The organism is Streptomyces eurythermus (assembly GCF_014649115.1).
In the GTDB taxonomy this organism is placed as follows: domain Bacteria; phylum Actinomycetota; class Actinomycetes; order Streptomycetales; family Streptomycetaceae; genus Streptomyces; species Streptomyces eurythermus.
Window position 1 is genome coordinate 69393 of sequence record NZ_BMSK01000025.1, and the last position, 25309, is coordinate 94701.

A 25309-nucleotide genomic window follows, 5' to 3' on the forward strand; every position below is an offset into this window, starting at 1 on the left:
TGGTTCGCCGACGCGGGAGTGCCGGTCCACGTCCTGCGGCGCATCGCCGGGCACGGCTCCCTCATGACCACCCAGCGCTACCTCCACCCCGACGTCCACAAGATCACGGCCGCCGGCGCAGCACTCTCCGCGCACCTCAGCGCGGTCCGCGCCCCCCGCTCGCTCCCGGGCCCGATCGTCATGACCCGCTGACACCGGTCAAGGGAGCCCTGGTCCCCAACTGGTCCCCAGAAACGGCCGAGGGCCGGTCTCGGATTGCTCCGAAACCGGCCCTCGGCCTGCGACTGTCTCCAGTCGGGACGACAGGATTTGAACCTGCGACCCCTTGACCCCCAGTCAAGTGCGCTACCAAGCTGCGCCACGTCCCGATGCACGGTCTGACCTGGGGTTTCCCCGGGTGAACGCGCAGGGAAACAATACCGCACTCGGGTCGGTGGTCGCGCGCCCCTTTCGCTATTGACCTCAAGTTTGGTTGAGGTTGCACGATCAACCGTATGACGACCGCAACGGATCAGGGCCGTACGTACGGCTACGACGACCTGCCCCGGCTGATGGGGCTGATGACGGGCGACGAGAAGCACGGCCCGGCCGCCACCTCCACGCTCGACGTGCTGTGGGTGCTCTACGACCGGGTGCTCAAGGTGACCCCGGAACGGCGCGCCGACCCCGCCCGGGACCGCTTCCTGCTCAGCAAGGGGCACGGCCCCATGGCGTACTACGCCGTGCTCGCCGCGAAGGGCTTTCTTCCCGTGGAGTGGCTGCCGGGGTTCGGCACGTACGACTCTCCGCTCGGGCACCACCCGGACCGGGTGCTGGTGCCGGGCGCCGAGATCGGCAGCGGGTCGCTCGGGCACGGGCTGCCGATCGCCGTGGGCACCGCGCTCGGCCTGCGCGCCCAGGGCCGCACCGAACCGGCGGTCTGGGTGCTGATCGGGGACGCCGAACTGGACGAGGGCAGCAACCACGAGGCGATCGCCTACGCCGGGCCCGCCGGACTGGACCGGCTGCACACCGTCGTGATCGACAACTCCTCCGCCAGCCACGCGCTGCCCGGCGGGATCGCGGCCCGGTTCGAGGCCGCCGGCTGGTCCGCCGTCACCGTGGACGGCCGCGACCACGCGGCGCTGTACGCGGCGTTCACCGCGCCGCACCCGGGCCGGCCGCATGTCGTCGTCGCCCGTGTCGAGCCGAAGAACGCCTGACCCTCCCCCCGCTCCCCGAAAGGGCACACCTCCATGGACACCATGCGTGACCGCTTCGCCCCCGTCGTCTCCCGGCTGCTGGACGAGGACCCGCGCCTCGCCGTCGTCCTCGCCGAGATCGGCCTCGACGGCTTCCGGGATGCCATGCGCCGCCATCCCGACCGGGTGATCAACGTCGGCATCCGCGAACAGCTGCTGGTCGGGGCGGCGGCGGGGCTGGCGCTCACCGGGCTGCGGCCCGTCGTGCACACCTTCGCCAGCTTTCTCGTGGAGCGGCCGTTCGAGCAGGTCAAACTGGACCTGGGGCACCAGGACACGGGCGCGGTGCTGGTGAGCGCCGCCGCCTCCTTCGACTGGCCGGCCGGCGGCTTCACCCACATGGCTCCGGGCGATGTGGCCCTCCTGGACACACTGGACGGCTGGACCGTGCATGTGCCCGGGCATCCGGACGAGGCCGAGACCCTGCTACGGCACGCCGTCGCGGCGGGCGACGACAAGGTGTACGTACGGTTGTCCGTGCAGTCCAACGGGCAGGGGCGGCCGGTCGGCGGGCGGCGCTTCGTCACCGTCCGCGAGGGCCGCTCGGGTGTCGTGGTCGCCGTCGGCCCGCTGCTGGACACGGTCCTCGCCGCCACGGAGGGCCTGGACGTGACCGTGCTGTACGCGACGACGGTACGGCCGTTCGACGCGGCCGGGCTGCGCCGGGCCACGGAGGCCGCCGGTACGGACGTCGTGCTGGTCGAGCCGTATCTGGCGGGGACCTCCCTGGCCGCGGCCGGCGAGGCGCTGTCCGATGTGCCGCACCGGGTGCTCGGCCTCGGCGTCGGCCGGCGCGAGCTGCGCCGCTACGGCACGATCGAGGAGCACGTGGCCGCGCACGGCCTGGACGCGGCCGGCCTGCGGGAGCGGATCGGCGGCTTCCTCGGAGCCGGAAGGGTGCCGGTGGGCGGACGCGGTCCGGTCTCCGTGGGCGGGTGAGCCACCGGCCCACCGGCCCCACCGGGCGGACGGGTCCGGGATCGGTCAGGCGGGCGGACGGGGCCTCAGCGGGCCGGTGCGGTCGCGCCCCCGTGGGCGGGCGCGGCCGGTTCGGCTCGGACCAGGTCGCGTATCGCCGGTACCGCCAGCAGGATCACCGCCACGAGCAGGCTCGCGGCGGCGGCGGTCAGCAGGACGCGGCCGGTGCCCAGTGCCCCCGCCGCCGGGCCGGCCAGGGCCTGGCCGACGGGCATCATGGCGAGCGAGCCGGCCACGTCGTAGGCGTGGATGCGGTTGAGGACGTCGGGCGGTACCTGCGTCTGCACGGTGGTCGCCCACATCACGCCCCAGAACGACATGCCGGCACCGGCGAGCGCGGCCCCCGCCGCCATGGCCGGCACCCCGAGGCCCGCTCCGACGGCCGCCGGGAAGCCGAAGAAGGCGAAGAGGGACAGCGCCCCCGCGCGGAGCATGCGGCGCGGGCGCAGCCGCAGGGCGAGCAGGCCGCCGATCACCGTGCCCGCGCCGAGGGCCGAGTTGACCAGGCCGTAGGCGCCCGGGCCGTGCTGCCGGACGACCTCGGTCGCGACCAGCGGGACGGTCGGGCCCCATACGGCGATCATGTAGAGGCACCAGACGGCGATCACGCCCCACAGCCAGGCGCGGGAGCGGAACTCCCGCCAGCCGTCGACGAGATCGGCGCGGAAGGCGCGCAGGGCGGAGCCGGCGGCGGCCCGGGGGCCCGCGGGGAGCGGGGGCAGCCGGAGCAGCAGCAGGCACAGGGCGCTGAGCGCGTAGGTGGCGGCGTGCGCGGCGAAGACGCCCCCGGCCGAGGCGAGGCCGACCAGGACGCCGGCGACGGCGGGGCCGGCGAGCTGGGCGGCGGACTCGGCGATCCGTATCGCGCCGTTGGCGCCCTGGACGTCCGCGGCGAGGCGGGGCACGGTGCTGGCCACGCCCGGCTGGAAGACCGCGCCGGCCACGCCGTTGACGATGCCGACGGCGCAGATCTGCCACAGCACCACGTGCCCGGCGAAGAACAGACCGGCGGCGACGGACTGGGTGACGAGCCGGACGAGGTCCGCGCCGATCATCAGCCTGCGGGTGCTGAACCGGTCGGCGACGACCCCGCCGAAGACGACCAGCCCCGCGAACGCGGCGGCGGTGGCGGCCATGGCGAGACCGACCGCGCCCGCGCCGTACCCGTGCTCCAGCAGGCCGGCGGCGAGGGCGACGGGCAGCATGGTGTCACCGAGCCGGGCGACGGCCCGGGCCACGAAGAACAGCGCGAAGTCCCGCGACCACACGGCCGGGGCACCGGCCGCGGCCCCCCGCGTCCCCCGCGCCCGCCGTGCGCCGAGGGCGCGCCGCGCGTCCGTTCTTGCGGTCATCCGAGTGCTCCCCTCCCTGTCACCGGCGCGTCCGGCGGCTCGGGCGGCCTCGATGTCCACGCCGGTGCCGTCACCGGCGGGCGCACGCCGTCCCGTACCGCCTCCGTCGCGGGATGATGCCACCCCGCCGGCCGCCCCCACCGGGTTTTTCAGCCCCCGGACGGCAGCCCCAACCCGGGGTGGGCGTCCAGGAGCCGGGGCGGGGCGGCCTGGCGCCAGGAGTCGGCCAGGATGTCCCGCAGCTCCTGCTCGTCCTCCAGGGCGGCCAGTCTCGCTCGCACCCAGGCGAACTGGGCCTCGTGGCCGGCGATCCAGAACTTGTCCGGCTCGGCCAGCACCAGTTCGTCGCGCTCGTCCTTGGGGCAGCGCACGGCGATGGACGTCTCGTCCTCGGGCAGGGTCGCGAACATCTTCCCGGCCACCCGGAACGTGGGCATGCTCCAGGCCACCTTCTCCGTGGTGTCCGGCAGGGACAGGGCGATTCGGCGTACGTCTTCTGCGTCCGGCATGACACGCAAGGTAGCCCCCGCCACTGACAATCAGCCTTCGGGCCTGCCACCGAGCCGCTTGTAGTACAGCGTCGTCGGCCGCAGTTCGCCCGTCGGATCCGCCGCGTAGTCGGGGAGAGTGCCGGCCACGGTCCAGCCGGCCGAGCGGTACAGCCGCTCGGCGGGGCTGCCGGTCTCGGTGTCGAGGTGGAGCAGGGTGCGCCCGTCGGCCGCGGCGGCCCGCTCGGCGGTGGTCAGCAGCCGGCGGCCGAGCCCCTGCCCGCGCGCGCTCCGGTGCACCATCAGTTTGACCAGCTCGGCCCGGTGCCGGCTGTTCGGCTTGTCCGGGAAGTCCAGGCCGACGGTTCCGGTGACCCGGTCCGTGGCGTCCAGGGCCGCCCAGACGGCGAGCCGGCCGGCCGCCGCGGCGCCGGCCCGCTCCCGCCACCAGGCGACCGCCTCGGCGTGGCCGAGCGGTGCGAGGAAGCCCACGGAGGCGCCCGAGGCCACGGTGTCGGTCAGCAGCGCCGCCAGGCCGTCGGCCCGCGCGCGTATCCGGTCGCCGTCCCAGCGCTCGATCCTCACGGCCGTACCACCGCCAGGACGTAGCGCGCCGGGTCCGGGCCGGCGCAGCGGAACCGGGTCGCGCCGGTCACCCGCATCCGCAGGCAGTCCCCCGTGTCGAGCCGGTGGGCCTGTTCGCCGACGGTGACCTCCAGGGCCCCCGCGAGGAGCCACAGGTGCTGTTCCAGGCCCGGCACGGGCGGGCGGTCGTAGGCGAGGTCCGCGCCCGGGGCGAGCCGGCCCTCGACGAGTTCGCCGCGCAGTCCGGTGTGCGGCGGGGACACCGACCGGCGGACGAAGCCGGCGGCGCGGTCCTCCCACACCTGCTGCTCGGCGGCGCGGACCAGCGGGGCCGGGGCCGCCTCGACCTCGCCGAGCAGCTGGGACATGGTGCGGCCGTAGACATGGCAGAGCCGGTTCAGGACGGCGGCGGTGGCGCTGGTCTCCGCGCGTTCGGCGCGGGACAGGGTGGACCGGCTGACTCCGCTGCGCTCCGCCAGCTCGCCCAGGGACCAGCCGTGCTCGGCGCGCAGCTCGGCCAGCCGGGCGCCGATGAGGAGATCGACAGGATCCTCGCTTCTCATATCCGGGACGCTATCCCTGATATGAGACGGCCCTGTTACGGACGCCTCACATCCGGGCCGCCTCGCCGAGCGCCTCCAGCACCGGCCGGATCAGCGGGTGGCCCTCGGCTCCCCGGCGTACGGCGGCGAAGACCCGGCGGGTGGGGGCGACTCCGTCGACGGGGCGTACGACCACGCCGGCGAGGTCCATGCCGCACAGCGCGGAGCGCGGTACGAGGGCGACGCCCGCGTCGGCGGCGGCGAGCGCGACGACGGCCCGGAAGTCGTCGGAGGAGTGCTCCAGGCGGGGCTGGAAGCCGGCGCTCTCGCAGGCGAGGACGACCACGTCGTGGCAGGGGTTGCCGGGATAGGGCCCGATCCAGGCGTCCTTGGCCAGCTCGGCCAGGGGAACCTCGGCGGTGTCCGCCAGCCGGTGCCCGAGCGGGACGACCGCGTCGAACGGCTCGGCGTAGAGCGGGACGTGGGTCAGGCGGGGGTCGTCGGCCGGCGGGGCGCCCCGGTACTCGACGGCGACCGCCACGTCCACCTGCCGGTCCAGGACCATGGGCAGGCTGGCGTCCCCCTCCGCGTCCCGGACCCGGATCCGTATGCCGGGTGCCTTGGCGGCGAGGCGGGCCACCGCCGGGGCCACGACCTGGGCTATGCCGGTCGCGAAGGCGGCCACGGTGACCGTGCCCGCCTCGCCCGAGCCGTAGGCGGCCAGCTCGGCCTCGGCCCGCTCCAGCTGGGCGAGGACCGCGTTGGTGTGGCCGAGCAGGATCTCGCCGGCCGGGGTGAGCCGTACGCCCTTGGCGCCGCGCTCCACCAGGCGGTGGCCGGTCTCCTGCTCCAGGGCCGTCAGCTGCTGGGAGACGGCGGAGGGGGTGAGGTACAGCGCGGCGGCCGCCGCGGTGACCGTGCGGTGGTCGGCCACCGCGCGGAGGATGTGGAGCCGCCGTGCCTCGATCATGTCCCCGATTATCCCAGCTCGTCCGGCCTGGTCAGGCCGCCAGTTCGGCGCGCGCCGCGACGAAGGCCTCGACCGCGCGGTGGACGTCGTCCGTGGAGTGCGCGGCGGACAGCTGGACCCGGATGCGGGCCTGGCCCTGGGGGACGACCGGGTAGGAGAAGCCGATCACGTACACCCCGCGCTCCAGCAGCAGTTCGGCCATGCGGGCCGCCTTCGCCGCGTCACCGATCATGACGGGGGCGATGGCGTGGTCCCCGGGGAGGATGTCGAAGCCCTCCTCGGTCATCCGGCGGCGGAACAGCGCCGTGTTCTCGGCCAGCCGCACGCGCAGGTCGTCGGCGGACTCCAGCAGGTCGAGGACCTTCAGGGAGGCGGCGGCGATCACCGGGGCGAGGGTGTTGGAGAACAGGTAGGGGCGGGAGCGCTGGCGCAGCAGGGCGACGATCTCGGCGCGGGCGGCGACATAGCCGCCGGACGCGCCGCCGAGGGCCTTGCCGAGGGTGCCGGTGATGATGTCGACACGGTCCATGACGCCGTGCAGTTCGGGGGTGCCCCGGCCGGTCGGGCCGACGAAGCCGACGGCGTGCGAGTCGTCGACCATGACCATCGCGTCGTAGCGGTCGGCGAGGTCGCAGATCTCGCGCAGCGGCGCCACGTAGCCGTCCATGGAGAAGACGCCGTCGGTGACGATCAGCCGGCGGCGGGCGTCGGACGCCTCCTTCAGCTTGGCCTCCAGGTCCGCGAGGTCGCGGTTGGCGTAGCGGAACCGGCGGGCCTTGGACAGGCGGATGCCGTCGATGATGGAGGCGTGGTTGAGGGCGTCGGAGATCACCGCGTCCTGTTCGCCGAGCAGGGTCTCGAAGACACCGCCGTTGGCGTCGAAGCAGGAGGAGTACAGGATGGTGTCCTCCTGGCCGAGGAACGCCGACAGCCTGGCCTCCAGTTCCTTGTGCACCTCCTGGGTGCCGCAGATGAAGCGGACGGAGGCCATGCCGTAGCCCCAGCGGTCCAGGGCCTCGTGGGCGGCGGCGATCACCTCGGGGTGGTCGGCGAGGCCGAGGTAGTTGTTGGCGCAGAAGTTGAGGACCTCGCCGGGGCGGCCGCCGGCGGTGACGTTCACGGTCGCGGACTGCGGGGTGCCGATGACCCTCTCGGGCTTGTGCAGGCCGGCGGCGCGGATCTCGTCGAGGGTGGCGCGCAGGTCGTCGCGGACGGTGTCGAACATGGGGGGCTCCTGAAGGTGCTCGCGGTTGCAGGGGGTCAGGCGGTCCAGTCGAGGATGACCTTGCCGCCCTTGCCGCTCGCGGCGTCGGCGAAGGCGGCCTCGAAGTCGCGGTAGCCGTACCGGCCGGTGATCACGGGGGCGAGGTCGAGGCCGCCCTCCAGCAGCACCGACATCGCGTACCAGGTCTCGAACATCTCGCGGCCGTAAATGCCCTTGATGGTGATCATCGAGGTGACGATCCGGGCCCAGTCGACGGGGAACTCCTCGGCGGGCAGGCCGAGCATGGCGATCCGGCCGCCGTGGGTCATGTTGGCGATCATGTCGCGCATCGCCTCGGGGCGGCCGGACATCTCCAGGCCGATGTCGAAGCCCTCGCGCAGGCCCAGGGTGCGCTGGCCGTCGGCGATGGTCGTCCCGGCGACGTTCAGGGCGAGGCTCACGCCGATCTTGCGGGCCAGGTCCAGGCGCTCCTCGCTGACGTCGGTGATGACGACGTTGCGGGCGCCCGCGTGCCGGGCCACGGCGGCGGCCATCAGGCCGATCGGTCCGGCGCCGGTGATCAGGACGTCCTCGCCGACCAGCGGGAAGGAGAGCGCGGTGTGCACCGCGTTGCCGAACGGGTCGAAGATCGCGGCCACGTCGAGGTCGACGGGGACCCGGTGCACCCAGACGTTGGACGCGGGCAGGGCCACGTACTCGGCGAACGCGCCGTCGCGGCCGACGCCGAGGCCGACGGTGGCCCGGCACAGGTGGCGGCGGCCGGCCAGGCAGTTGCGGCACTTGCCGCAGACCAGGTGGCCCTCGCCGCTGACCCGGTCGCCGACGCGGACGTCGGTCACGTCCCGGCCGGTCTCCACGACCTGCCCGACGAACTCGTGGCCGACCACGAGCGGGGTGCTGATGGTCTGCCGGGCCCAGCCGTCCCAGGCCCGGATGTGCAGGTCGGTGCCGCAGATACCGGTGCGCATGACCTTGATGAGGACATCACCGGGGCCGATGGCGGGCTCCGGGACGTCCGTCAGCCAGAGTCCCGGCTCCGCCTTCTCCTTGACCAGCGCCTTCAACGCTACGGCTCCTGTGGGTGAGGCCCGGCCCGCGGGCACGCCGAAGGAGCCCGCACCGGGTCAGAGGGGTGGAATCACCCCGCAATCTGCCCTATGCGCGCGCCGGGGTCCATCGAGCTTTTCTTAACCGGCGCCTCAGCTTTCCTTCAGGCCCCGCGGGTGTCCCTCATGTCCCTTGTGCCGCGCCGTCCTCGAGCCCGGCTCCGGCGGGGCGGTGCCTCAGAGCGGCAGGCCGTCCAGCGCGCTCCGTTCGAGGCGTACGACGAGATCGGCCGCCAGCGCCTTGATGGTGTCCAGGCCGGCCCTGCCCCAGGCACGCGGGGATGTGTCGGCGGCACACACCGTGCCGAGCGCCATGCCGGAGGCGTCGATGAGCGGGGCGCCGAGATAGGAGCGGATGCCGAACTCGTCGACGACCGGGTTGCCCGCGAACCGCGGAAAGTCGCGCACGTCGTCCAGGACCAGCGCCTTGTGCCGTACCACCACATGGGGGCAGAACCCATGGTCGCGCGGCAGTACCCGGCCCATCTCGGCCCTGCTGCCGTCCTCGCGGACGACCGGGGCGGCCGGGGCGCTCAGGCCCGCGAAGAACTGGTGGTCCTCGCCGATGAAGTTGACCATGGCGTAGCTCGCGCCGGTGAGATGGGCGAGGTGCCCTGCGAAGGCGTCGAGCGCGGGGTCGGGCCGGTCCGCCAGACCCAGCCGGCGCAGCCGCCGGACGCGGGCGGGCGCCTCCTTGTCCTCGGGGGTGAGCAGCAGACCCCGGACCGGCCGGGGCGGCTGGTAGCTCATCGCCGGGCTCCGGCGCTGTGGGTGTACCTCATACAGGAACTCCGTGGACGGTGGGTCTTCGATCACCTGTGGGCGCCCTGGCCGGGCGTGGCCGCCGGGGCGAGGGCCAGCAGATGGCGTACGAGGGTGAGCAGGGTCTGGACGCCGGAGCTGGAGATCCGCGCGTCGCAGCGCACCACCGGGATCTCCGGGCCTAGGTCGATGGCGGCCCGCACCTCGTCGGGTGCGTAGCGGTGGGCGCCGTCGAACTCGTTGACGGCGACGATGAAGGCGAGGCCGCGCTCCTCGAAGAAGTCGACGGCGGCGAAGCAGTCCTGCAGGCGCCGGGTGTCGGCGAGGATCACCGCGCCGAGCGCGCCCTCGGACAGTTCGTCCCACATGAACCAGAACCGCTCCTGCCCCGGCGTGCCGAACAGGTACAGCACGTGTTCCGGATCGAGGGTGATCCGGCCGAAGTCCATGGCGACGGTGGTCTCCATCTTGTTCTCGACACCGTCGAGGCTGTCCGTGCCGACGCCGACCGTGGTGAGCAGCTCCTCCGTGCTGAGCGGCGCGATCTCGCTGACCGCGCCCACGAAGGTCGTCTTGCCGACCCCGAACCCGCCCGCGACCAGGATCTTGAGCGCGGTGGGGAAGGGGTCAGAGCTGTCGTCGTAGTCCATCGAGCACTGCCTCCAGCAGAGACCGGTCAGTGGGAGTGTGGTGGTAGGCGGGCGGCTTGGTGGTCAGCGCGCCGCAGTCGACCAGGTCCGACAGCAGCACCTTGGTGACCACCGCGGGCAGCTTCAGCTGGGCGGCGACCTCGGCGACCGGGACGGGCGCGCGGCACAGGTCGAGGGCCTGCGCGTGCTCGGGGCCGAGATAGCCGAGCGGGGTGACGCCGGTGGCCATCACCTGCGACATCAGGTCGAGGGCGATGGTGGGCTCGGTGCGGCCGTCGCTGACCGTGAACGGCCGCACCAGCCGCCCGGCCGCCTCGTCCAGCCAGGGCCCGTCGCCGGCTGCGGCCACGCTCAAGGCCTCGTCGCCGCGGGGTCCGCGGTCTGCTGCCGGGGAGCGGTCACCAGGTAGGGGCGCACGCTCTTGACCAGCATCGCCATCTCGTAGCCGAGCACGGCGGCGTCGGCCTCGCGGCCGGCCAGCACGGCGAGACAGGTGCCGGAGCCGGCGGTGGTGACGAAGAGCAGGGTCGCGTCGAGTTCGACCACGACCTGGCGCACGTCGCCGCCGTCGCCGAACCGGACGCCCGCGCTGCGGCCGAGGGAGTACAGGCCGCAGGCCAGCGCCGCCATGTGGTCGGCGCTGTCGGCGTCCAGGCCGTGCACGGACTTCACCAGCCCGTCGGAGGAGAGGAGCACCGCGCTGGTGGTGTGCGGTACGCGCTGCACGAGGCCGCTCAGCAGCCAGTCGAGGTCGGATGCGGGGATGGTCGGCGCATCGCTCGCCATGGTGGATCGACTCCTTGGGGTACGAAGATCTGCGGGAGCGCTGGGGGTGGGGGTACGACGTGCGGGGGCGGGGACGGGGGCCCGAGCGGGTACGGTCATCCGGTCGGGGCGCTCCCGTCGGCTCGGCCGGTACCGCGAGCGCCGTCCGGCGCGGGCAGGTGGGCGCGCGCCTGGGGTATGGCGGCTGGGGCCGGTAGTTGCTCGGGGGTGGTGTGGTCCGGATCCATGTGCTCTGAGCCCATGTGGGGTGCGTCCATGTGGGCGGAGGACGTGTGGGGTGCGTCCATGTGGGCCGAGGCCGTGTGCTCGGACGCCATGTGCGCGGAACCCGTGTGGGCGGGAGCTGTGTGCTCGGGCGCCATGTGCGCAGAAGCTGTGTGGGGAGCCCCCATGTGCGGGGCGTTCATGTGGGGCGGATCCATGGGGCCATGGGCGGGGTTCGCGTACGCCGCTTCGCCGAAGGCCCTGTACGTCCTCCCCTCCCCCGTCGTTACCCCGTACTCCCGCTCTTCCCGCCCCGGCTCCCCGTACCCGGACTCCAGGTGCTGCTGGGCCTCGGCGAGTCCGAACCCGCGCTGGAAGGCGGCCATCAGGCCGGGGTCGTGGCCGGCGACGGTGCCGGCGTCCTGGCGCGGTGCCGGGCCGCCGCGCAGTTGGGGCGCGATGTGTTCCTGGGCGCGCCTGCGGGGCAGTTCGGGCTTGTCCGTGGTGTCGCGCGCCATGTCGACGCGGGGGGTGGGCGGCAGATGCGTGTGTGCCTCCACCACCGGCCGGTCCTCGGCGCTGACGCCGGGCACGGCGTCGGCGGGGTTGGGCCGGGTCCCCTGGGCGCCGCGGACCGGCAGCGGGGGCGGGGCGCCTGCGCCACGGCGTCCGCGCGTACCGTTCTCGGCGTCGCGCCGCCCGGAGCCGCGCTGCGCGTGCCGCCGCCGCCCGGTACCCGGCGCCGGTCCGGCACCGGCACCGGCACCGGTCGTCCCGTCCTCGGCCGAGGTGCCGCCGGTTCCGGTCCGTCCGCCCTCGGTCCCTCCGCCCCCGGTCCCCGTGCCGGTGACCAGCGCGGAACCGTTTCCGGCGCCGCCCCCGCCACCCTGCCCGGTCGTGTCCAGGCGCGCGTCCCCGGGCGAGGACGCGGACACCGGCACCCGGGGCTGCGGCACGGCGACGACCTCGGTGCCCGGGCCCGCGCCCGCGCCCGTGTGCTCACCCGATCCCGATCCCGATCCCGACAGCGGCACCGGCACCGGTCCCGCCCCCTCATCCGGTCCCGTACCGGCGTCCGTGTCCGCGCCCGGCACGACCCGGTCCTGCCCCAGCAAGGCCTGGGGGACGACGAGGACGGCCTGGACACCGCCGTAGATGTTGGTCTGCAGGCGTACCTGGATGCCGTGCCGGCGGGCGAGCTGGGAGACGACGTAGAGGCCGATGCGGCCGTCGGCCAGCAGGCTGGCGACGTTGACCTGGTCCGGGTCGGCGAGCAGGGCGTTCATCCGGTTCTGCTCGGCGACGGGCATCCCCAGCCCGCGGTCCTCGACCTCCACGGCGAGCCCGGAGGTGACGAGGCCGGCGCGGAGCAGCACCTGGGTGTGCGGGGCGGAGAACACCGTGGCGTTCTCGATGAGTTCGGCGAGCAGGTGGATGACGTCGGCGACGGCGTGGCCGCGCAGCTCGCCGTCGACGGGCGGCACCAGCCTGACCCGGGAGTACTGCTCGACCTCGGCGATGGCGGAGCGCAGCACCTCGGTCATGCTGACCGGGTTGCTCCACTGGCGGCGGGAGACGGCGCCGCCGAGCACGGCGAGGTTCTCCGCGTGCCGCCGGATCCGGGTGGCCAGGTGATCGACGTGGAAGAGGCCCTTGAGCAGCCCGGGGTCCTCGATGTCGTTCTCCAGGTCGTCGAGGATCGAGATCTCCCGGTGCACGAGGGACTGAAGCCGGCGCGCGAGGTTGACGAACACCTCCAGCTTCTGTTCGCTGCCCGTCTGGCTGGAGAGCTGGGCGGCCCGGACGACGGCGGTGACGGCGCCGTCGTACGCGCGGGCCAGGTCAGCGGCGAGCAGCTCGAAGTCGTCGGCGTCCGCGGGCGGCCCGCGGCGCCGGCCGCGCTGGGGCGGGGCCTCGCCCTGCCGGAGCGCGTCGACCAGGGCGTGCAGGTCGGCCTCGACCCGCGCGGCGGTGCGCCGGAGCGCGTCGACGCGGTCGGCGATCGAGCGGGCGGCGCGGTCGGCGGCCACGGCGGCGATGAGGATGCCGGCGACGGTCACGCCCGCAGCCGCGGCGACCATGGCCCACAGCAGGGGCCCGGTGTGCGTCCCGGCGGAGCGGACGCTGAACAGCACCGCGGCGCCGGCGCCGAGCGCGACCGCGAGGGGCGGCAGGACGGCGAGCCGCATCAACTGGGGCCGTATGTGCGTCTCGGGCAGTGCGGGAGCGGGTCGGGCGACCGGCCGCCCGTGCCGGCCGCCCTCGCGACGGTCGGCGCGGGCGGCCGGCGCTCGGAGGTGAGACATCTGCGTCCTCGTACTGGTCCGTCGGGCTTGTGGTCCTCGTGCGGTGCGCGCTGCGGGCATGCGTCGATGCGGGCACGCGTCATCGCGGTGTCGGCCGACGGGACCGGGGAATCCGGCCGCATGCCGCCCGACGGACACTCACAGTAGTTGCCCGCGCATCCTGTGTGGTGGGCAGTTGACAAAGTCCCCCGAGGAGCGTCCCGCTCTGGTATGAGGAGCCGTACGACAGACCGATAACCCGGCCGAGTTTCCCCCGGACGGGGCGAAAAAGACCGGTGCGACCTGGTCGGAAGCGATCAGAAAGCAAGACCGGGGGCGGCTGAGGCACGACCGGGGGCGGCGGGCCGATCCGGCCCGCCGCCCCCGGTCGGGTGTGAACACACGAACGCCAGTACCCCCCGGCCGACCGCCGGGTCGGCCTCCCTCACGGGGGCCGCCCTGGCGAATGTCACCGAGAGTGGTCGCCTTGGCCTGGAGTCGTCGAACGACATCGGCGGAGCCGCGGGCGGCAAGGCCGGCGGCGCCTTCGGGCCAGGACTTCTCCGCCGCCCGTGTTCACCGGTTGTCCAGTTCGGCGAGGCGTTCCCGGGCCTCGGTGAGGCTGTTGGGGTCGGCCGTCACGCCGAGGGCACGGCACCGGGAGAAGGCGTCCCGGGCCTCGGCACGGTGCCCGGCGGCCAGCAGGCTGTTGCCGAGGTGGACCAGAACACGGCTCTCCATGGCCGTGTTGCCGCCGGCGCGGCACAGTTCCGCGGCGACGCTCAGGTGCTCGACGGCCGCGTCCCAGTTCCCGAGGCGGGCGTGTGCGCCGCCGAGGACCGTCCGCAGGTTCATGCGGGTGAACTCGGCGACGTGCGGCTCGATGCGGTCACCGGCCTGGTCGAGGAAGGAGAGCGTGCTCAGGGTCGCCGTGATGGCTTCCTCCAGGCGTCCTCCGTCCACCAGGAGCTGATCGTGCTCGACCCTGGACTGGAGGGCGCCGTGGAGGTCGCCGGCGGTCTCGAAGAGCGCGGCCCCCTCGCTGTTGTGTCGCGCCGCCTCGGCGTGTTCGCCGAGCAGCCGGAGGGCCCAGGCGGCGTACTTGTGGGACCAGCCCTGCTGGGAGAGGTCGCCGGCGCGCCGGGCCGCGGCCAGGGCCTCGGCGGAGCGGTCGAGGCTGTCGTGGGGGCGGCCTTCGCAGACGAGCAGGGCCCAGGCGTGGTAGTTGATCTGGGTGGCTTCCAGGAGGGGATCGCCAAGGGCCTGCGCGGACCGGGCGGCGGTGGCGAAGACCTCGGTCCAGTGGCCCCAGAAGATCCACTGGTCGGAGAACCAGTGCAGGGCCTCGGCCACCTCGACCACGGTGGCGTGGTCGCCGGCGGCAGCGGCCGCGCGCAGGGCGGCCAGCCAGTTGAGGCCCTCGTCCTGGAGCCACTGCCGGGCGTGATCGGCGGTGGAAAGGTCGACGTCGCTCTGCCAGGTGACGGGCGGGGCCCCGTGGTCGGGTTCGTACCAACGGCCGGCCATGACCGTGGTCTCCAGCAGCCAGCGGTGCAGTGCCGAGCGGGCCGCCTCGGCCACTCCGGCCGGTTCCTCGGCCCGGAGCCGGCCGCGGGCGTACAGGCGCAGCAGGTCGTGGAAGCGGTAGCGGTCCCGGTCCGTGCCCAGGAGGCCGGTCTCGACCAGTTCCTCGAGGGTGTCCTCGGCGTCGAACAGGGACTGCCCCGTCAGCCGGGCGGCTCCGGCGGCGCCGGCGTCGGGGCCGTCGACGAGGGACAGCAGCCGGAACATGCGGGCGGCGGCGGGAGTGAGCTGGCGGTAGGACAGGTTGAAGGCCGCCGGCAGTTGGAGGTCGCCGGCGGTCAGGGTGTCCAGGCGGCGTTCTTCCAGCGCGAGACGGTCGGCGAGGCGGCGTACCGACCAACCGGTGCGCGTGGCCAGCCAGTTGCCCGCCACCCGCAGGGCCAGCGGCAGGTTGCCGCAGTGGCCGGCCACCTCGGCCAGCGCGCCCGGGTCCGCTTCCGCCCGCTCCCGGCCCACCAAGGCGGTCAGAAAGGCGGAGGCCTCGACCGGGGAGAGCTCGTCGAGGGTCAGACGGTGCACGCTCTCCAGGCCGGTGAGCATGCGCCGGCTGGTCACCAGCACCATCCCCGCGCCCGCGCCGGGCAGCAGCGGGCGGACCTGGGCTTCGTCGCGGGCGTTGTCCAGCACCAGCAGGCAGCGCCGGTCGGCCAGCACCTGCCGGTACAGCTCGGGGTGCCCCTGCGGACCGGCCTTCGCCAGGTCCCGGTCGGCCACGCCGAAGGCCTTGAGGACACCCAGCAACAGCTCGGGCGGCTCGGGCGGGACGTCGTCCATTCCCCGCAGGTCCACCATCAGCTGCCCGTCCGGGAACCGGTCGGCCAGCTCCCGCGCGGCGTGCAGCGCCAGGGTGGTCTTGCCCGTTCCCGGCGGCCCGGACACCGTCACCACCACCGGACGTCCGTGCCCGGCGGCCCTGGGCCCCGCCCGGCCGGCGGAGCCGTACTCGGCGGCGAGCTCCGCCAGCCGGCCCAACTCCTTCTCCCGGCCCACGAAGTCGTCGATGCCGCGGGGGAAGGCGCGTACGCCCAACGGGCTGTAGCCCCGGTCACGACCGGACCGGGCGGCGGCCAGCAGTCGCTCCCGCTCCGCCTCGCCGAGTCCCAGGCCCTCGGCGAGCGCGGCCACCGTTCCCCGCTGCGGTGCCGCTCGCCGGCCCCGTTCGAGATCGCCGATCCCCCGCACACTCACCCCCGACGCGGCGGACAGAGCCTCGATCGTCAGCGACGCCTCCAGCCGCAATTCCCGCAGCAGCGCCCCGAACGCCGTACTCTCACCGGCCACTCCGCCTCCAGGCTCCCCACTCGAGCGGGATGCCCGAGCACGTCCGGGGCATTTTAACGTGCAACTAAATTGTCGTTACCGGCTCACAGCGTCCGTCGTACCCCCGCCTGCCGCTCCAGGTCGCGCAGCTGCACCGCCAGGTTGCCTTCCACGGCTTGGTGGGCGGGACCGCGACGTCCGACGGGCAGGACCTCCTCGCCCCGCATGTCCTCGAGCATGAGGGCGAACGCCGCGTACAGCGCGGCGACCGCCAGGAGCAGTCCGAGCGCTCCGGAGAGGTAACCGGCCCAGGTGGCGCCGGTGAAGTTGAAGAGCGCCGCCACGGTGAACCTCGGCACGGCGACGCACAGCACCAGCCACATCGACCGCTTGCGGTGCGCGACGGACGCCATCATGAGGGCGAAGAGGGCGAACACGAGGTTGAGTACGCCGAGCACGCGGGCACCCGAGGGCGCGTCGAACGCCAGGACGAGGGAACTCGCCAGCCAGGTGCCGGAGAAGCAGGCCATCAGCGTCGCGGCGAGCACGTCCCTCGCTCCGAAGGCCAGGATGCTGACGACGAGTTGCAGGACGAAGGCCGGAAGAATGGTCAGCGCCACGGCCAGGTGGGCCTCGTCGCCCAGGAAGCCCAGTTGCAGGGTTCCGACGATGACCGAGGCGATCGCCACCGCGAAGAATCCGACCGGCATCGGGGAGGCAATGGGGCGGAGGTTGATGCGGGTCATCGGACGCAGGTCCGGCTCGAAGTGCCGGGCGGCCTGGGGGGTCTGCTGTTCGGGGGGTTCGGAGCCGTGGTTCATGTGGTTCTCCTGTGAGTCGTTCTTCTACCTGCCAGACCGGCGTCGTGCACCTCACGCCAAGTACCGGCGAAGGGCGGAGTCCGCCCATCGGCGCATGTGCGGGTGCCTTTCGGCGCACGGCACGCCGGACCTGCGCAGGCGTTCGGTCCTGAGCGAGTCCTTGTGCGCCGAGGCGCATGAGAACGAGCAGGCCGAGACAGAGCCGCGCGGACGGACCCGGTTCGTCCGCGCAGCCGGTTCCTGCCGTCCCGGCTGAGGTTCCTCGTGGTCAGACGCTGTGCAGGGCGACGTGCAGGGTGTCGGCCGCCAGCGTGATGGCGGCGGTGGCCGCGTGGGTCTCGCGCAGGGCGTCGAGCATGACGAAGTCGTGGATGATGCCCTGGAAGCGCACGGCGACGACGGGGACGCCGGCCGCGCGGAGTCTGCCCGCGTAGGCTTCGCCCTCGTCGCGCAGCACGTCGGCTTCCGCCGTGATCACCAGGGCGGGGGGAAGGCCGGTGAGTTGCTCGGTGGTCGCGCGCAGCGGGGACGCGGTGATCTCCGCGCGTTCCGCCTCGTCCGTCGTGTACTGGTCCCAGAACCACTGCATTCCGTCGCGGCGCAGGAAGTACCCCGTGGCGAACTGGTGGTAGGAGCCGGTGTCGAAGGCGGCGTCGGTGACGGGGTAGAACAGCACCTGCTGCACCAGCGGGACACCGCCGCGTTCCTTGGCCATCAAGGTCAGCGCGGCCGTCATGTTGCCGCCGACCGAGTCACCCGCGACCGCGATACGGCCGGTGTCCAGCCCGTTCGCGGCGCCGTGCTCGACGACCCAGCGGGCCACGGTGAAGTTCTGCTCGATGGCGACCGGATAACGGGCCTCCGGCGAGAGGTCGTACTCCGGGAAGACCACCGCGGCATCGGCGCCGACGGCCAGCTCACGGACCAGGCGGTCGTGGGTGTGGGCGTTACCGAAGACCCAGCCGGCGCCGTGGATGTAGATGATGACCGGGAGCGGGCCCTCGGTGCCGGCCGGCTTGACGATCCGGGCGCGGACGCTGCCCGTCGGGCCGCCCGGGACAGTGACCCACTCCTCGTCGATCGCCGGCTTGTCGATCGCGCCGGACTGGACCTCGTCCACGGCCTTCCGGCCCTCCGCCGGCGGGAGGTCGAACAGGTAGGGCGGGTTGGCGGTGGCCTTGGCGAAGGCGGCTGCCGCGGGTTCCAGCACAGGCTGAACCGGCTCGGTGGCATCAGACACAGCGGTCTCCAGGAGGTACGGAGCATGCCGGCGCTTCCGGCATGACGGTCCGGGCGCCGCCCGAGGCGCCCGACGTGACGTCCGGTGACGCTAGTTCCGTCGGCCCGGATGACTTCTCCGACAGCGCACCGGTTCTTTCCCCGCCGTGCACTCGTCGCCTGCCCCTTTTCCCGCCTCTTCCTGTCACCTTCCTGTCTCCTCCTGTCTCCTCCCGTCACCTTCCTGTCTCCGCTGACGAGGTCGGGAAGCACAGTGCACGGTGAGGCAAAGTCCTGTGCGCTCGGGTGTAATCCCGCCGGAGACACCGTGCCTATCGTGGTGACGCAGCGGTCGCCGCCGAACGACACCGGTCAGATCCCGGTGTTCCCCAGACATGACACGTACCGGCAGGCGGCTCGCCGTCCGATTCCGACGGCGGTGCGTTCATCGGGTGACGCGGTTGCCGAAGTCCGCCTTCGCAGGCCCATGGCTGGGGCCGAAGTCGTTTTCCAGAGGGAGTCGCAGAAGATGTCAACAATGCCCGTCGGCGGGCTGGTTCCGCATCCCGCCGCCGACGCCGCCGATCTGGTCGTCCGCAATGCCAGGATCCACACCGGAGACCCGTCGCGGCCGCACGCCGAGGCACTCGGCATCCGGGACGGTGTCATCACGGTCATCGGCGACGACAGGGACATGGCCAGCCACATCGGCCCGGACACAAAGGTGGTCGACGCACTCGGACGACGGGTGGTCCCGGGCCTCAACGACTCCCATCTGCACGTGATCCGCGGGGGCCTCAACTACGTGCTGGAACTGCGCTGGGACGGCGTGCGCAGTCTGCGCCAGGGGCTGGCGATGCTGCGTGAGCAGGCGGCCCGTACTCCCAAGGGCCAGTGGGTCCGGGTGGTCGGCGGATGGTCGGCGGAGCAGTTCGCCGAGCGACGGCTGCCGACCGTCGCCGAACTGAACGCGGCCGCCCCCGACACTCCCGTGTTCGTCCTGCACCTGTACCAGTCGGCCGTCCTGAACCGGGCGGCGCTCAGGGCGGCCGGCTTCACCAAGGACACCCCCGATCCCCAAGGGGGCCAGATCGTGCGGGGCCGCGACGGCGAGCCGACCGGCATGCTGCTGGCCGCGCCGAGCGCCCTGATCCTGTACTCGACCCTCGCCAAGGCGCCGACGCTGGAAGGCGAGGACAAGAAGACGTCCACCCGGCATTTCCTGCGCGAACTCAACAGGTTCGGGCTCACGTCGGCGATCGACGCCGCCGGGGGATTCCAGAACTTCCCCGACAATTACGCGACCGTCATCGAACTGGCCAAGGAGGGCCGGCTTTCGCTGCGCATCTCCTATCATCTCTTTCCGCAGACCGCGGGCCAGGAGATCGACGACCTCGCGCGCTGGATCGAGACGGTCCGGCCCGAGGACGGCGACGAATGGCTCCGCCTCAACGGCGCCGGCGAGAATCTCACCTGGGCGGCCGCCGACTTCGAGAACTTCACCCAGCCGCGCCCGGAACTTTCTCCCGACTACGAGGTGGAATTCGAGAAGGCGGTCCGTCTCCTCATGGAGAACGGGTGGGGCTTCCGGCTGCACGCCACCTACGACGAGACCATCCGCCGTGATCTCGGCGTGTTCGAGAAGCTCGCCGCGGAAGGGCTGTTCCCGGCCGGGAACCGGTGGCTCTTCGACCACGCCGAGACCGTCTCCGCGGAAAGCCTCGACCGCATCGGCGCCCTCGGTGGCGCGCTGTCCGTACAGAACCGTCTCTCCTTCCAGGGCGAGGCGTTCCTGCGGCGCTACGGGCCGGGGGCCGCCGCCGATGCCCCGCCGATCCGGGCGATGCTGGACCGCGGCCTGACCGTGGGCGCCGGTACCGACGCCACCCGGGTCTCCACCTACAACCCCTGGGTCGCCCTGCACTGGCTCGTCAGCGGCCGTTCCGTCGGCGATCTCGCGCTGCGGCCGCCGGCCAACCGCGTCGACCGGCGGACGGCGTTGACGATGTTCACCCACGCCGGGGCGAAGCTGACCGGCGAGGACGACGTCAAGGGCGTCCTCAGACCCGGCTGCTACGGAGACCTCGCGGTGCTGTCCGACGACTACTTCACCGTGCCCGAACCGGAGATCGCCGGCATCGAGTCGCTCCTGACCGTGACGGGCGGCCGCATCGTCTACGCCGCCGCCGAGTACGAAGGTCTGGACGAGGAGCTCCCGCCGGTCCCGGCCTGGAGCCCGGTCGCGCGGTTCGGCGGCTACCAGGCTTCCCGCCGTACGCCCCTCGCCGGCGCCCGCCAGGCGGAGCTGCTCGGCGAAGCCGTCGCCGAGTCGGAGCGGCACCGCAGGTGGCGCACGGCCCGTGGCCTGACCCCCGAAGCGGTGGGCACCTCCTTCGACCCCTGCTTCGACCTCTGAACCTCCGGAAGTCCCCGGCCTTCGCCGCACTCCTTCCGGCACCGAGTCTCCGTCCGAGCGGACGGTCCAGCACGGCCCGGGCAGCGGTCCGCGCCGTCGTTCTTTCGAGAAAGGCACCTCATCATGGTCAACATCGCCCAGGTCACCGCCGCCCCCAGCCCCGACCTGCTCACGCCGGACAACTGCGCGGTGCTGTTCGTCGACCACCAGCCGCAGATGTTCTTCGGCACCGGCAGCAGTGACCGCACCGCCATCATCAACTCCACCGTGGGCCTGGCCAAGGCCGCCAAGGTCTTCGACGTGCCGGTCGTGCTGAGCACGGTGGCCGCCGAGTCCTTCTCGGGCCCGCTCCTGCCGCAGCTGGCCGAGGTCTTCCCCGAGCAGAAGATCATCGACCGCAGCACCATGAACGCCTGGGAGGACGTGAACTTCGTCGAGGCGGTCAAGGCCACCGGCCGCGAGAAGCTCGTCATCGCCGGTCTGTGGACCGAGGTGTGCGTGGTCCTGCCCGCCCTCTCCGCCATCGCCCAGGGCTACGAGGTCTACGTCGTCACCGACGCGTCCGGTGGCGTCAGCCCGCAGGCCCACGAGCACGCCGTGCAGCGCATGATCCAGGCCGGCGCCGTCCCGGTCACCTGGGTGCAGGTGCTCCTGGAGCTCCAGCGCGACTGGGCCCGTACCGGGACGTACGCCGCGGTGGGCGACGTGGTCAAGGCGCACGGCGGCGCCTACGGCCTCGGCATGGTCTACGCGCAGGCCGTCATCGGCGCCCACGCCGCGGGCTGACCCTCACCACGGACACATCGGGAACAGGCAGGGACATGATGGACGCTGGACTTTTGATCCTGCGGCTCGTGGCCGGACTCCTCATCGCCGGGCACGGGGTGCAGAAGGTGAGCTTCCGCCTCGGAGGAAAAGGACTCGCAGGCGGGACCGAGGAATTCCGGGGGGACGGATTCCGCGGTGGCCGGCTGACCGCGCTCACCGCGGGAGCCAGCCAGATCGGTTCCGGTCTGTTCCTGGCGGCCGGCCTGCTCACCCCCCTGGCCGCGATGGCCGCCATGGGTGTGATGACGGTCGCCGGCACCGTGAAGTGGTCCAAGGGGCTCTGGGTGCAGAACGACGGCTACGAGTACCCCCTGGTCCTCGTCGTCGCCTCCGCCGCACTGGCCCTGACCGGGCCGGGGCGGTGGTCCGCGGACCACGCCCTGGCCCTCACCCCCTGGCCGGTGTGGATCTCCGTGACCGTGATCGTCCTGGGGCCGGCGAGCGGCCTGCTGACGCGCGTGGTGCTGCACCGGGCCGCCCCGGCACGAGAAGCCACCCCTCACCCACGCTCCGCCCGCTGACGAGCCGGCACCGCGCGGAGCACGACGGCACGGCCCGGACGCCTCCTTCGGCGGGGCCGGTGGGCCGGCCGTCGCCGTGCGGGCATCTCCCGGCCCACCGCCCTCGCGTCACCGCCCTGGAGCGGACGCGTTCGTACTCCCGCAGGGACACGCATGAACCCCACGCTCCCTTCCCCGCCCGTCCGGCCCGCACGGCAGGAGTCGGCCTGGGCCCCTCTCGCGGCACGCGTGTTCCGCGCCCTGTGGATCGCCCAGCTGGTCTCCAACATCGGCAGCTGGATGCAGATGGTCGGGGCCCAGTGGCTGCTGATCGGGCACGACCCGGCTCTGGTGACACTGGTCCAGACGGCGTCGAGCCTTCCCGTCGTGCTCCTCGCCCTGCCGGCCGGTGTGGTGGCCGATCGCCACGACCGCCGGAGGGTGCTGCTGGTCACACAGGGCGCGCTGTTCGCGGTGTCCGGCGTGCTGACCGCGTTGACGTTCGCGGATCTCCTCACCCCCGTGCTGCTGCTCGTCCTCACCTTCCTGCTGGGGTGTGGGACGGCGCTGATGGGGCCGGCCTGGCAGGCGATCCAGCCCGAGCTGGTGGAGCGCCGCCAGCTGGGACAGGCCGCCGCCCTCGGCGGTGTCAACATGAACCTGGCTCGTGCCGTCGGGCCGGCCGTGGGCGGCGCGGTGGTGGCGGCGGCGGATCCGGCCTGGGTCTTCGCCTTCAACGCCGTGTCGTACCTCGGCATCGGCGTCGTCCTGCTGCTCTGGCGACGCCCTGGGCCGCACACTCCTGTGCCGCACGGTGAGAAGTGGCCGGCCGCCCTCGACGCGGGCCGGCGCTTCGTATGGCACGCCCCGGGCATTCGCCGTGTCCTCCTCCGTACGCTTCTCTTCGTTCCCGGTGGCGCCGCTCTGTGGGCGCTGCTGCCGGTCGTCGCAAACCGCTCCCTGCGCCTGGGCTCGGGGGGTTACGGGCTGCTGCTGGGGGCCGTGGGCGTCGGGGCGGTGGCGGGCGCCTTCGTCCTGCCGCGCAGCAACCGGAAGCTGGGCGCGAACCGGACCCTGGGCTGCGGCGCCCTGCTCTTCGCGGGGGTCCTGGTCGTCCTGGCCACCGTACGCGAACCCTGGCTGGTCACGCTCGCGCTGCTGTTCGCCGGTCTGGCGTGGATCGCCGTCCTGTCCACGCTCAACGCGGCCATGCAGACGCGGCTCCCCGGCTGGGTCCGGGCCCGCGGACTCGCCGTCTACCTCCTTGTCTTCCAGGGCGGACAGGCACTCGCGGCACCGCTGTGGGGCACGCTCGCCGCCGCCCTGGGCGTCACCGTTCCGCTGCTGTCCGCCGCGGCGCTGCTGGTCGTCTGCGCCGTCAGCCTGCGGCGCTGGCCCCTGCGGGACGGGGAGGAGACCGACCCCTCCCCCTCCGCTCACTGGCCCGCCCCGCCCCTGGTGTTCGCTCCGGGGCCGGCCACGGGCCCCGTTCTGGTCACCGTCTCCTACCGGGTCGCCCCGGAGAACGGCACGGCCTTCACGGAGCGCATGGAGCACGTCGGCCGGGCCCGCCGGCGCACCGGCGCCCTCACCTGGGGCCTGTACCAGGACGGGCAGGACCCGGCCCGCTTCGTCGAGAACTACCTCGTGGCCTCCTGGTCGGAGCATCTCGCCCAGCACGAAGTCAGGCTCACTCTCGCCGACCGGCACCACGAGGACCGGGCCCGTCTCCTCCTCGTTCCCGGCACCCGCCCGGAAGTCACCCACGCCTTCGACACGTCCGCGGGCCCTGTCGTCCCGTCCTCCCCGGCGGCGCGCGTGCCATGAAGGTGCGGCGCACTCTGCCGCAGCGTGCCCAGCCCCTGACCGGCGGCATGAACGTCCCGCTCCACCCGCACATCGGACTACAGACGGTGAGTCGGCTGTTCAGTGACGAGATCGAGTACCGGGACAGCCTCGGCAACCACACGCTCGTGAGGCCCGGCGAACCGAACCTCATGACAGGCCGGTCCGCCTGGGCGACACCCTGCTGCCACCCGCCGAGTTGGGCTACGCCGCCGAGGGCGACACCGCTTTGACGCTGACCAACGCGTCCGGAGAGAGAGCGCATCGGCACGATTCGGCACCGTCGAGGGATACGACGGTGAACGGCTTTCGGCCCCCTCCCTCCCGAACACCGTCATCGGACCACGCGGAAACCCCCGCGTCACCGCACCACGTCAACCGGAGGAATCACCATGACCGACACTCCCACCACGCCGACCGTCGAACGCGTCGACGCCCGGCACCGCTACGAGATACGTGTCGACGGACAGCGGGCCGGCCTGACCGCCTACCGTGACCGAGGCGAGCAACGGGTCTTCTTCCACACGGAGATCGACCCCGCGTACGCCGGCCAGGGACTGGCCTCGCAGCTGATCCGGGCCGCGCTCGGCGATGTGCGCTCCTCGGGCGGACGCGTCGTCCCCGTCTGCCCCTTCGTGGCCGCCTACCTGTCGAAACACGACGACTACGACGACCTCACCGATCCCGTGACGCCCGAGGTTCTCCAGTGGCTGGACGCCGAGCTGAAGCGCGCCCCTGGACGGTCCTAGGCCGGCGCTCGTAAGCCGGAGGGGCGGCGCCGTGGTTCGGCGCCGCCCCTTTGGTGTGCCCTGCCCAACGAGGGCGGTCAGGAGCGGGCGGCCCGGACGGCTTCCTCGATCAGCTCGACCACGCGCTGGGGGTGGGAGAGCATCACCAGGTGGGAGGAGTCGACCTCGGTGGTGGTCATGCCGGCCCGCTGGTAGCCGTAGCGCACGACGTCCGGGTTGATGGTGTGGTCGGAGGAAGCCACCAGGCCCCAGGAAGGCTTGGTCTTCCAGGCGGCGGCCGGGGCCGCGTCGGCGAACGCCTGGGCGGCGAGGGGGCGCTGGGAGACGGCGAGGACCTCGGCGAGGCGGGGGTCGACGTCGGCGGCGAAGATCGCCGGGAATGCGTCGGGCCGGACCGACACGTCGGTGCCGGTCTCGGCGGAGCCTTCGACGGGGAAGGGGGTGTAGACCAGGGCGGCGGCGAGGTCGGAGTCCGGGAAGCGGCCCTGCAGTTCGCCGAGGCTCTCGCCCTTCTCCAGGGCGTAACCGGCGAGGTAGACCAGCGCCTCGACGTTGTCCTCGGTACCGGCGACCGTGATGACGGCGCCTCCGTACGAATGGCCCACCAGGACGACAGGGCCGGGTATCTGCCGGACGACCGAGGCGATGTAGGCGGCGTCGCCGATCAGGCTCCGGTTGGGGACGGCCGGCGCGACCACGTCCAGGCCGCGGGCGATGAGCCGCGGGATCACCTGTGCGTAGCTGGAGGCGTCGGCGAACGCGCCGTGGACGAGGACGACGGTCGGCTCGGGGGAACGGGACATGGGGGAACTCCTCTTCGTGTCGGGGCCGGTGCGCGGTGCCGTTCAGCGAACACGCGGGGCGGGATGCCGCGGGGTTCGCAACGGTAGCGACGGACCGCGCGGCTCATTTGC

Annotated in this window: 23 protein-coding genes, 1 tRNA gene and 2 pseudogenes; 9 read left to right on the forward strand and 17 right to left on the reverse strand. The window is 73.0% G+C overall.

What is annotated here, in order from left to right; all coding sequences use genetic code 11:
* Positions 1-192: pseudogene (locus IE251_RS41400) on the forward strand (site-specific integrase); the annotation flags it as partial.
* A gap of 102 nt (positions 193-294) precedes the next feature.
* On the opposite strand, the gene IE251_RS35050 reads toward IE251_RS41400, so the two are convergent.
* A tRNA-Pro gene (locus IE251_RS35050) sits at positions 295-368 on the reverse strand.
* Positions 369-494: 126 nt separating this feature from the next.
* Here IE251_RS35050 and IE251_RS35055 point away from each other — a divergent pair.
* Both IE251_RS35055 and IE251_RS35060 read left to right on the forward strand, forming a co-directional pair.
* Entirely contained in the window at positions 495-1202 is a 708-nt protein-coding gene (locus IE251_RS35055; RefSeq protein ID WP_189756979.1) for a thiamine pyrophosphate-binding protein, read from the forward strand.
* 33 nt (positions 1203-1235) lie between these two features.
* On the forward strand, positions 1236-2180 hold the full coding sequence (locus tag IE251_RS35060) for a transketolase family protein (RefSeq protein ID WP_189756980.1): 945 nt from the start codon (positions 1236-1238) through the stop codon (positions 2178-2180).
* A gap of 65 nt (positions 2181-2245) precedes the next feature.
* Here IE251_RS35060 and IE251_RS35065 read toward each other — a convergent pair whose 3' ends face one another.
* The 15 genes from IE251_RS35065 to IE251_RS35135 form a co-directional block, all read right to left on the reverse strand.
* Positions 2246-3571, reverse strand: coding sequence for an MFS transporter (locus tag IE251_RS35065; RefSeq protein WP_229897065.1), 1326 nt, complete (start codon positions 3569-3571; stop codon positions 2246-2248).
* 149 nt (positions 3572-3720) lie between these two features.
* Positions 3721-4080: an MmcQ/YjbR family DNA-binding protein gene (locus IE251_RS35070; RefSeq protein ID WP_189756981.1), complete on the reverse strand. Its 360-nt coding sequence runs from the start codon at positions 4078-4080 to the stop codon at positions 3721-3723.
* 30 nt (positions 4081-4110) lie between these two features.
* The gene (locus tag IE251_RS35075) at positions 4111-4638 is read right to left on the reverse strand and encodes a GNAT family N-acetyltransferase (RefSeq protein WP_189757022.1); all 528 of its coding nucleotides are present in this window, start codon (positions 4636-4638) and stop codon (positions 4111-4113) included.
* Positions 4639-4640: 2 nt separating this feature from the next.
* The gene (locus IE251_RS35080; RefSeq protein WP_189756982.1) at positions 4641-5207 is read right to left on the reverse strand and encodes a helix-turn-helix domain-containing protein; all 567 of its coding nucleotides are present in this window, start codon (positions 5205-5207) and stop codon (positions 4641-4643) included.
* Between the two features lie 46 nt (positions 5208-5253).
* A complete protein-coding gene (locus tag IE251_RS35085; RefSeq protein ID WP_189756983.1) occupies positions 5254-6156 on the reverse strand; it encodes a LysR family transcriptional regulator in 903 nt (300 codons plus the stop codon).
* A gap of 31 nt (positions 6157-6187) precedes the next feature.
* A complete protein-coding gene (locus IE251_RS35090) occupies positions 6188-7381 on the reverse strand; it encodes a glycine C-acetyltransferase (protein WP_189756984.1) in 1194 nt (397 codons plus the stop codon).
* A gap of 35 nt (positions 7382-7416) precedes the next feature.
* On the reverse strand, positions 7417-8445 hold the full coding sequence (tdh, locus tag IE251_RS35095) for an L-threonine 3-dehydrogenase (RefSeq protein ID WP_189756985.1): 1029 nt from the start codon (positions 8443-8445) through the stop codon (positions 7417-7419).
* Positions 8446-8664: 219 nt separating this feature from the next.
* The gene (locus tag IE251_RS35100; RefSeq protein ID WP_189756986.1) at positions 8665-9237 is read right to left on the reverse strand and encodes a GAF domain-containing protein; all 573 of its coding nucleotides are present in this window, start codon (positions 9235-9237) and stop codon (positions 8665-8667) included.
* Between the two features lie 62 nt (positions 9238-9299).
* The gene (locus IE251_RS35105; protein ID WP_030792750.1) at positions 9300-9899 is read right to left on the reverse strand and encodes a GTP-binding protein; all 600 of its coding nucleotides are present in this window, start codon (positions 9897-9899) and stop codon (positions 9300-9302) included.
* Positions 9877-10248: a DUF742 domain-containing protein gene (locus tag IE251_RS35110; RefSeq protein ID WP_030792747.1), complete on the reverse strand. Its 372-nt coding sequence runs from the start codon at positions 10246-10248 to the stop codon at positions 9877-9879. The genes IE251_RS35105 and IE251_RS35110 overlap by 23 nt, the downstream gene beginning before the upstream one ends.
* 2 nt (positions 10249-10250) lie before the next feature.
* Positions 10251-10685, reverse strand: coding sequence for a roadblock/LC7 domain-containing protein (locus IE251_RS35115; RefSeq protein ID WP_189756987.1), 435 nt, complete (start codon positions 10683-10685; stop codon positions 10251-10253).
* Between the two features lie 95 nt (positions 10686-10780).
* Entirely contained in the window at positions 10781-13195 is a 2415-nt protein-coding gene (locus IE251_RS35120; protein ID WP_189756988.1) for a sensor histidine kinase, read from the reverse strand.
* 555 nt (positions 13196-13750) lie between these two features.
* Positions 13751-16039 (reverse strand): ATP-binding protein, encoded by a 2289-nt coding sequence (locus tag IE251_RS35125; protein ID WP_189756989.1) that lies wholly within the window; start codon positions 16037-16039, stop codon positions 13751-13753.
* 83 nt (positions 16040-16122) lie between these two features.
* Positions 16123-16839: a GPR1/FUN34/YaaH family transporter gene (locus IE251_RS35130; protein WP_189756990.1), complete on the reverse strand. Its 717-nt coding sequence runs from the start codon at positions 16837-16839 to the stop codon at positions 16123-16125.
* 268 nt (positions 16840-17107) lie between these two features.
* Positions 17108-18079, reverse strand: coding sequence for an alpha/beta hydrolase (locus IE251_RS35135; protein ID WP_189756991.1), 972 nt, complete (start codon positions 18077-18079; stop codon positions 17108-17110).
* A 507-nt stretch (positions 18080-18586) separates the two neighbouring features.
* Between IE251_RS35135 and IE251_RS35140 the strand changes: the two genes are divergently transcribed.
* The 6 genes and pseudogenes from IE251_RS35140 to IE251_RS35165 all read left to right on the forward strand — a co-directional run bounded on the left by IE251_RS35140 (position 18587) and on the right by IE251_RS35165 (position 24395).
* A complete protein-coding gene (locus tag IE251_RS35140) occupies positions 18587-20473 on the forward strand; it encodes an amidohydrolase (RefSeq protein WP_189756992.1) in 1887 nt (628 codons plus the stop codon).
* Positions 20474-20596: 123 nt separating this feature from the next.
* Positions 20597-21259 (forward strand): hydrolase, encoded by a 663-nt coding sequence (locus IE251_RS35145; protein ID WP_189756993.1) that lies wholly within the window; start codon positions 20597-20599, stop codon positions 21257-21259.
* Positions 21260-21297: 38 nt separating this feature from the next.
* Entirely contained in the window at positions 21298-21822 is a 525-nt protein-coding gene (locus IE251_RS35150) for a DoxX family protein (protein ID WP_189757023.1), read from the forward strand.
* Between the two features lie 153 nt (positions 21823-21975).
* On the forward strand, positions 21976-23628 hold the full coding sequence (locus IE251_RS35155) for an MFS transporter (RefSeq protein ID WP_189756994.1): 1653 nt from the start codon (positions 21976-21978) through the stop codon (positions 23626-23628).
* Positions 23595-23807, forward strand: a pseudogene (locus IE251_RS42230) (pirin family protein); the annotation flags it as partial. The gene IE251_RS35155 and the pseudogene IE251_RS42230, both read left to right, overlap by 34 nt.
* Before the next feature lie 231 nt (positions 23808-24038).
* Positions 24039-24395 (forward strand): GNAT family N-acetyltransferase, encoded by a 357-nt coding sequence (locus IE251_RS35165; protein WP_189756996.1) that lies wholly within the window; start codon positions 24039-24041, stop codon positions 24393-24395.
* Positions 24396-24472: 77 nt separating this feature from the next.
* On the opposite strand, the gene IE251_RS35170 is transcribed toward IE251_RS35165, so the two are convergent.
* On the reverse strand, positions 24473-25198 hold the full coding sequence (locus tag IE251_RS35170; protein ID WP_189756997.1) for an alpha/beta fold hydrolase: 726 nt from the start codon (positions 25196-25198) through the stop codon (positions 24473-24475).
* Between the last annotated feature and the right edge of the window lie 111 nt (positions 25199-25309).

What these genes read in the sequence shown, in the direction of transcription:
- IE251_RS35145 (WP_189756993.1), top strand. Translation starts at nt 20,597, where the DNA reads ATGGTCAACATCGCCCAGGTCACCGCCGCCCCCAGCCCCGACCTGCTC.
- IE251_RS35115 (WP_189756987.1), bottom strand. Translation starts at nt 10,685, where the DNA reads ATGGCGAGCGATGCGCCGACCATCCCCGCATCCGACCTCGACTGGCTG.
- IE251_RS35100 (WP_189756986.1), bottom strand. Translation starts at nt 9,237, where the DNA reads ATGAGCTACCAGCCGCCCCGGCCGGTCCGGGGTCTGCTGCTCACCCCC.
- IE251_RS35120 (WP_189756988.1), bottom strand. Translation starts at nt 13,195, where the DNA reads ATGTCTCACCTCCGAGCGCCGGCCGCCCGCGCCGACCGTCGCGAGGGC.
- IE251_RS35090 (WP_189756984.1), bottom strand. Translation starts at nt 7,381, where the DNA reads ATGTTCGACACCGTCCGCGACGACCTGCGCGCCACCCTCGACGAGATC.
- IE251_RS35060 (WP_189756980.1), top strand. Translation starts at nt 1,236, where the DNA reads ATGGACACCATGCGTGACCGCTTCGCCCCCGTCGTCTCCCGGCTGCTG.
- IE251_RS35065 (WP_229897065.1), bottom strand. Translation starts at nt 3,571, where the DNA reads ATGACCGCAAGAACGGACGCGCGGCGCGCCCTCGGCGCACGGCGGGCG.
- IE251_RS35165 (WP_189756996.1), top strand. Translation starts at nt 24,039, where the DNA reads ATGACCGACACTCCCACCACGCCGACCGTCGAACGCGTCGACGCCCGG.
- IE251_RS35105 (WP_030792750.1), bottom strand. Translation starts at nt 9,899, where the DNA reads ATGGACTACGACGACAGCTCTGACCCCTTCCCCACCGCGCTCAAGATC.
- IE251_RS35130 (WP_189756990.1), bottom strand. Translation starts at nt 16,839, where the DNA reads ATGAACCACGGCTCCGAACCCCCCGAACAGCAGACCCCCCAGGCCGCC.
- IE251_RS35070 (WP_189756981.1), bottom strand. Translation starts at nt 4,080, where the DNA reads ATGCCGGACGCAGAAGACGTACGCCGAATCGCCCTGTCCCTGCCGGAC.
- IE251_RS35055 (WP_189756979.1), top strand. Translation starts at nt 495, where the DNA reads ATGACGACCGCAACGGATCAGGGCCGTACGTACGGCTACGACGACCTG.
- IE251_RS35080 (WP_189756982.1), bottom strand. Translation starts at nt 5,207, where the DNA reads ATGAGAAGCGAGGATCCTGTCGATCTCCTCATCGGCGCCCGGCTGGCC.
- IE251_RS35140 (WP_189756992.1), top strand. Translation starts at nt 18,587, where the DNA reads ATGTCAACAATGCCCGTCGGCGGGCTGGTTCCGCATCCCGCCGCCGAC.
- IE251_RS35155 (WP_189756994.1), top strand. Translation starts at nt 21,976, where the DNA reads ATGAACCCCACGCTCCCTTCCCCGCCCGTCCGGCCCGCACGGCAGGAG.
- IE251_RS35150 (WP_189757023.1), top strand. Translation starts at nt 21,298, where the DNA reads ATGGACGCTGGACTTTTGATCCTGCGGCTCGTGGCCGGACTCCTCATC.
- IE251_RS35170 (WP_189756997.1), bottom strand. Translation starts at nt 25,198, where the DNA reads ATGTCCCGTTCCCCCGAGCCGACCGTCGTCCTCGTCCACGGCGCGTTC.
- IE251_RS35085 (WP_189756983.1), bottom strand. Translation starts at nt 6,156, where the DNA reads ATGATCGAGGCACGGCGGCTCCACATCCTCCGCGCGGTGGCCGACCAC.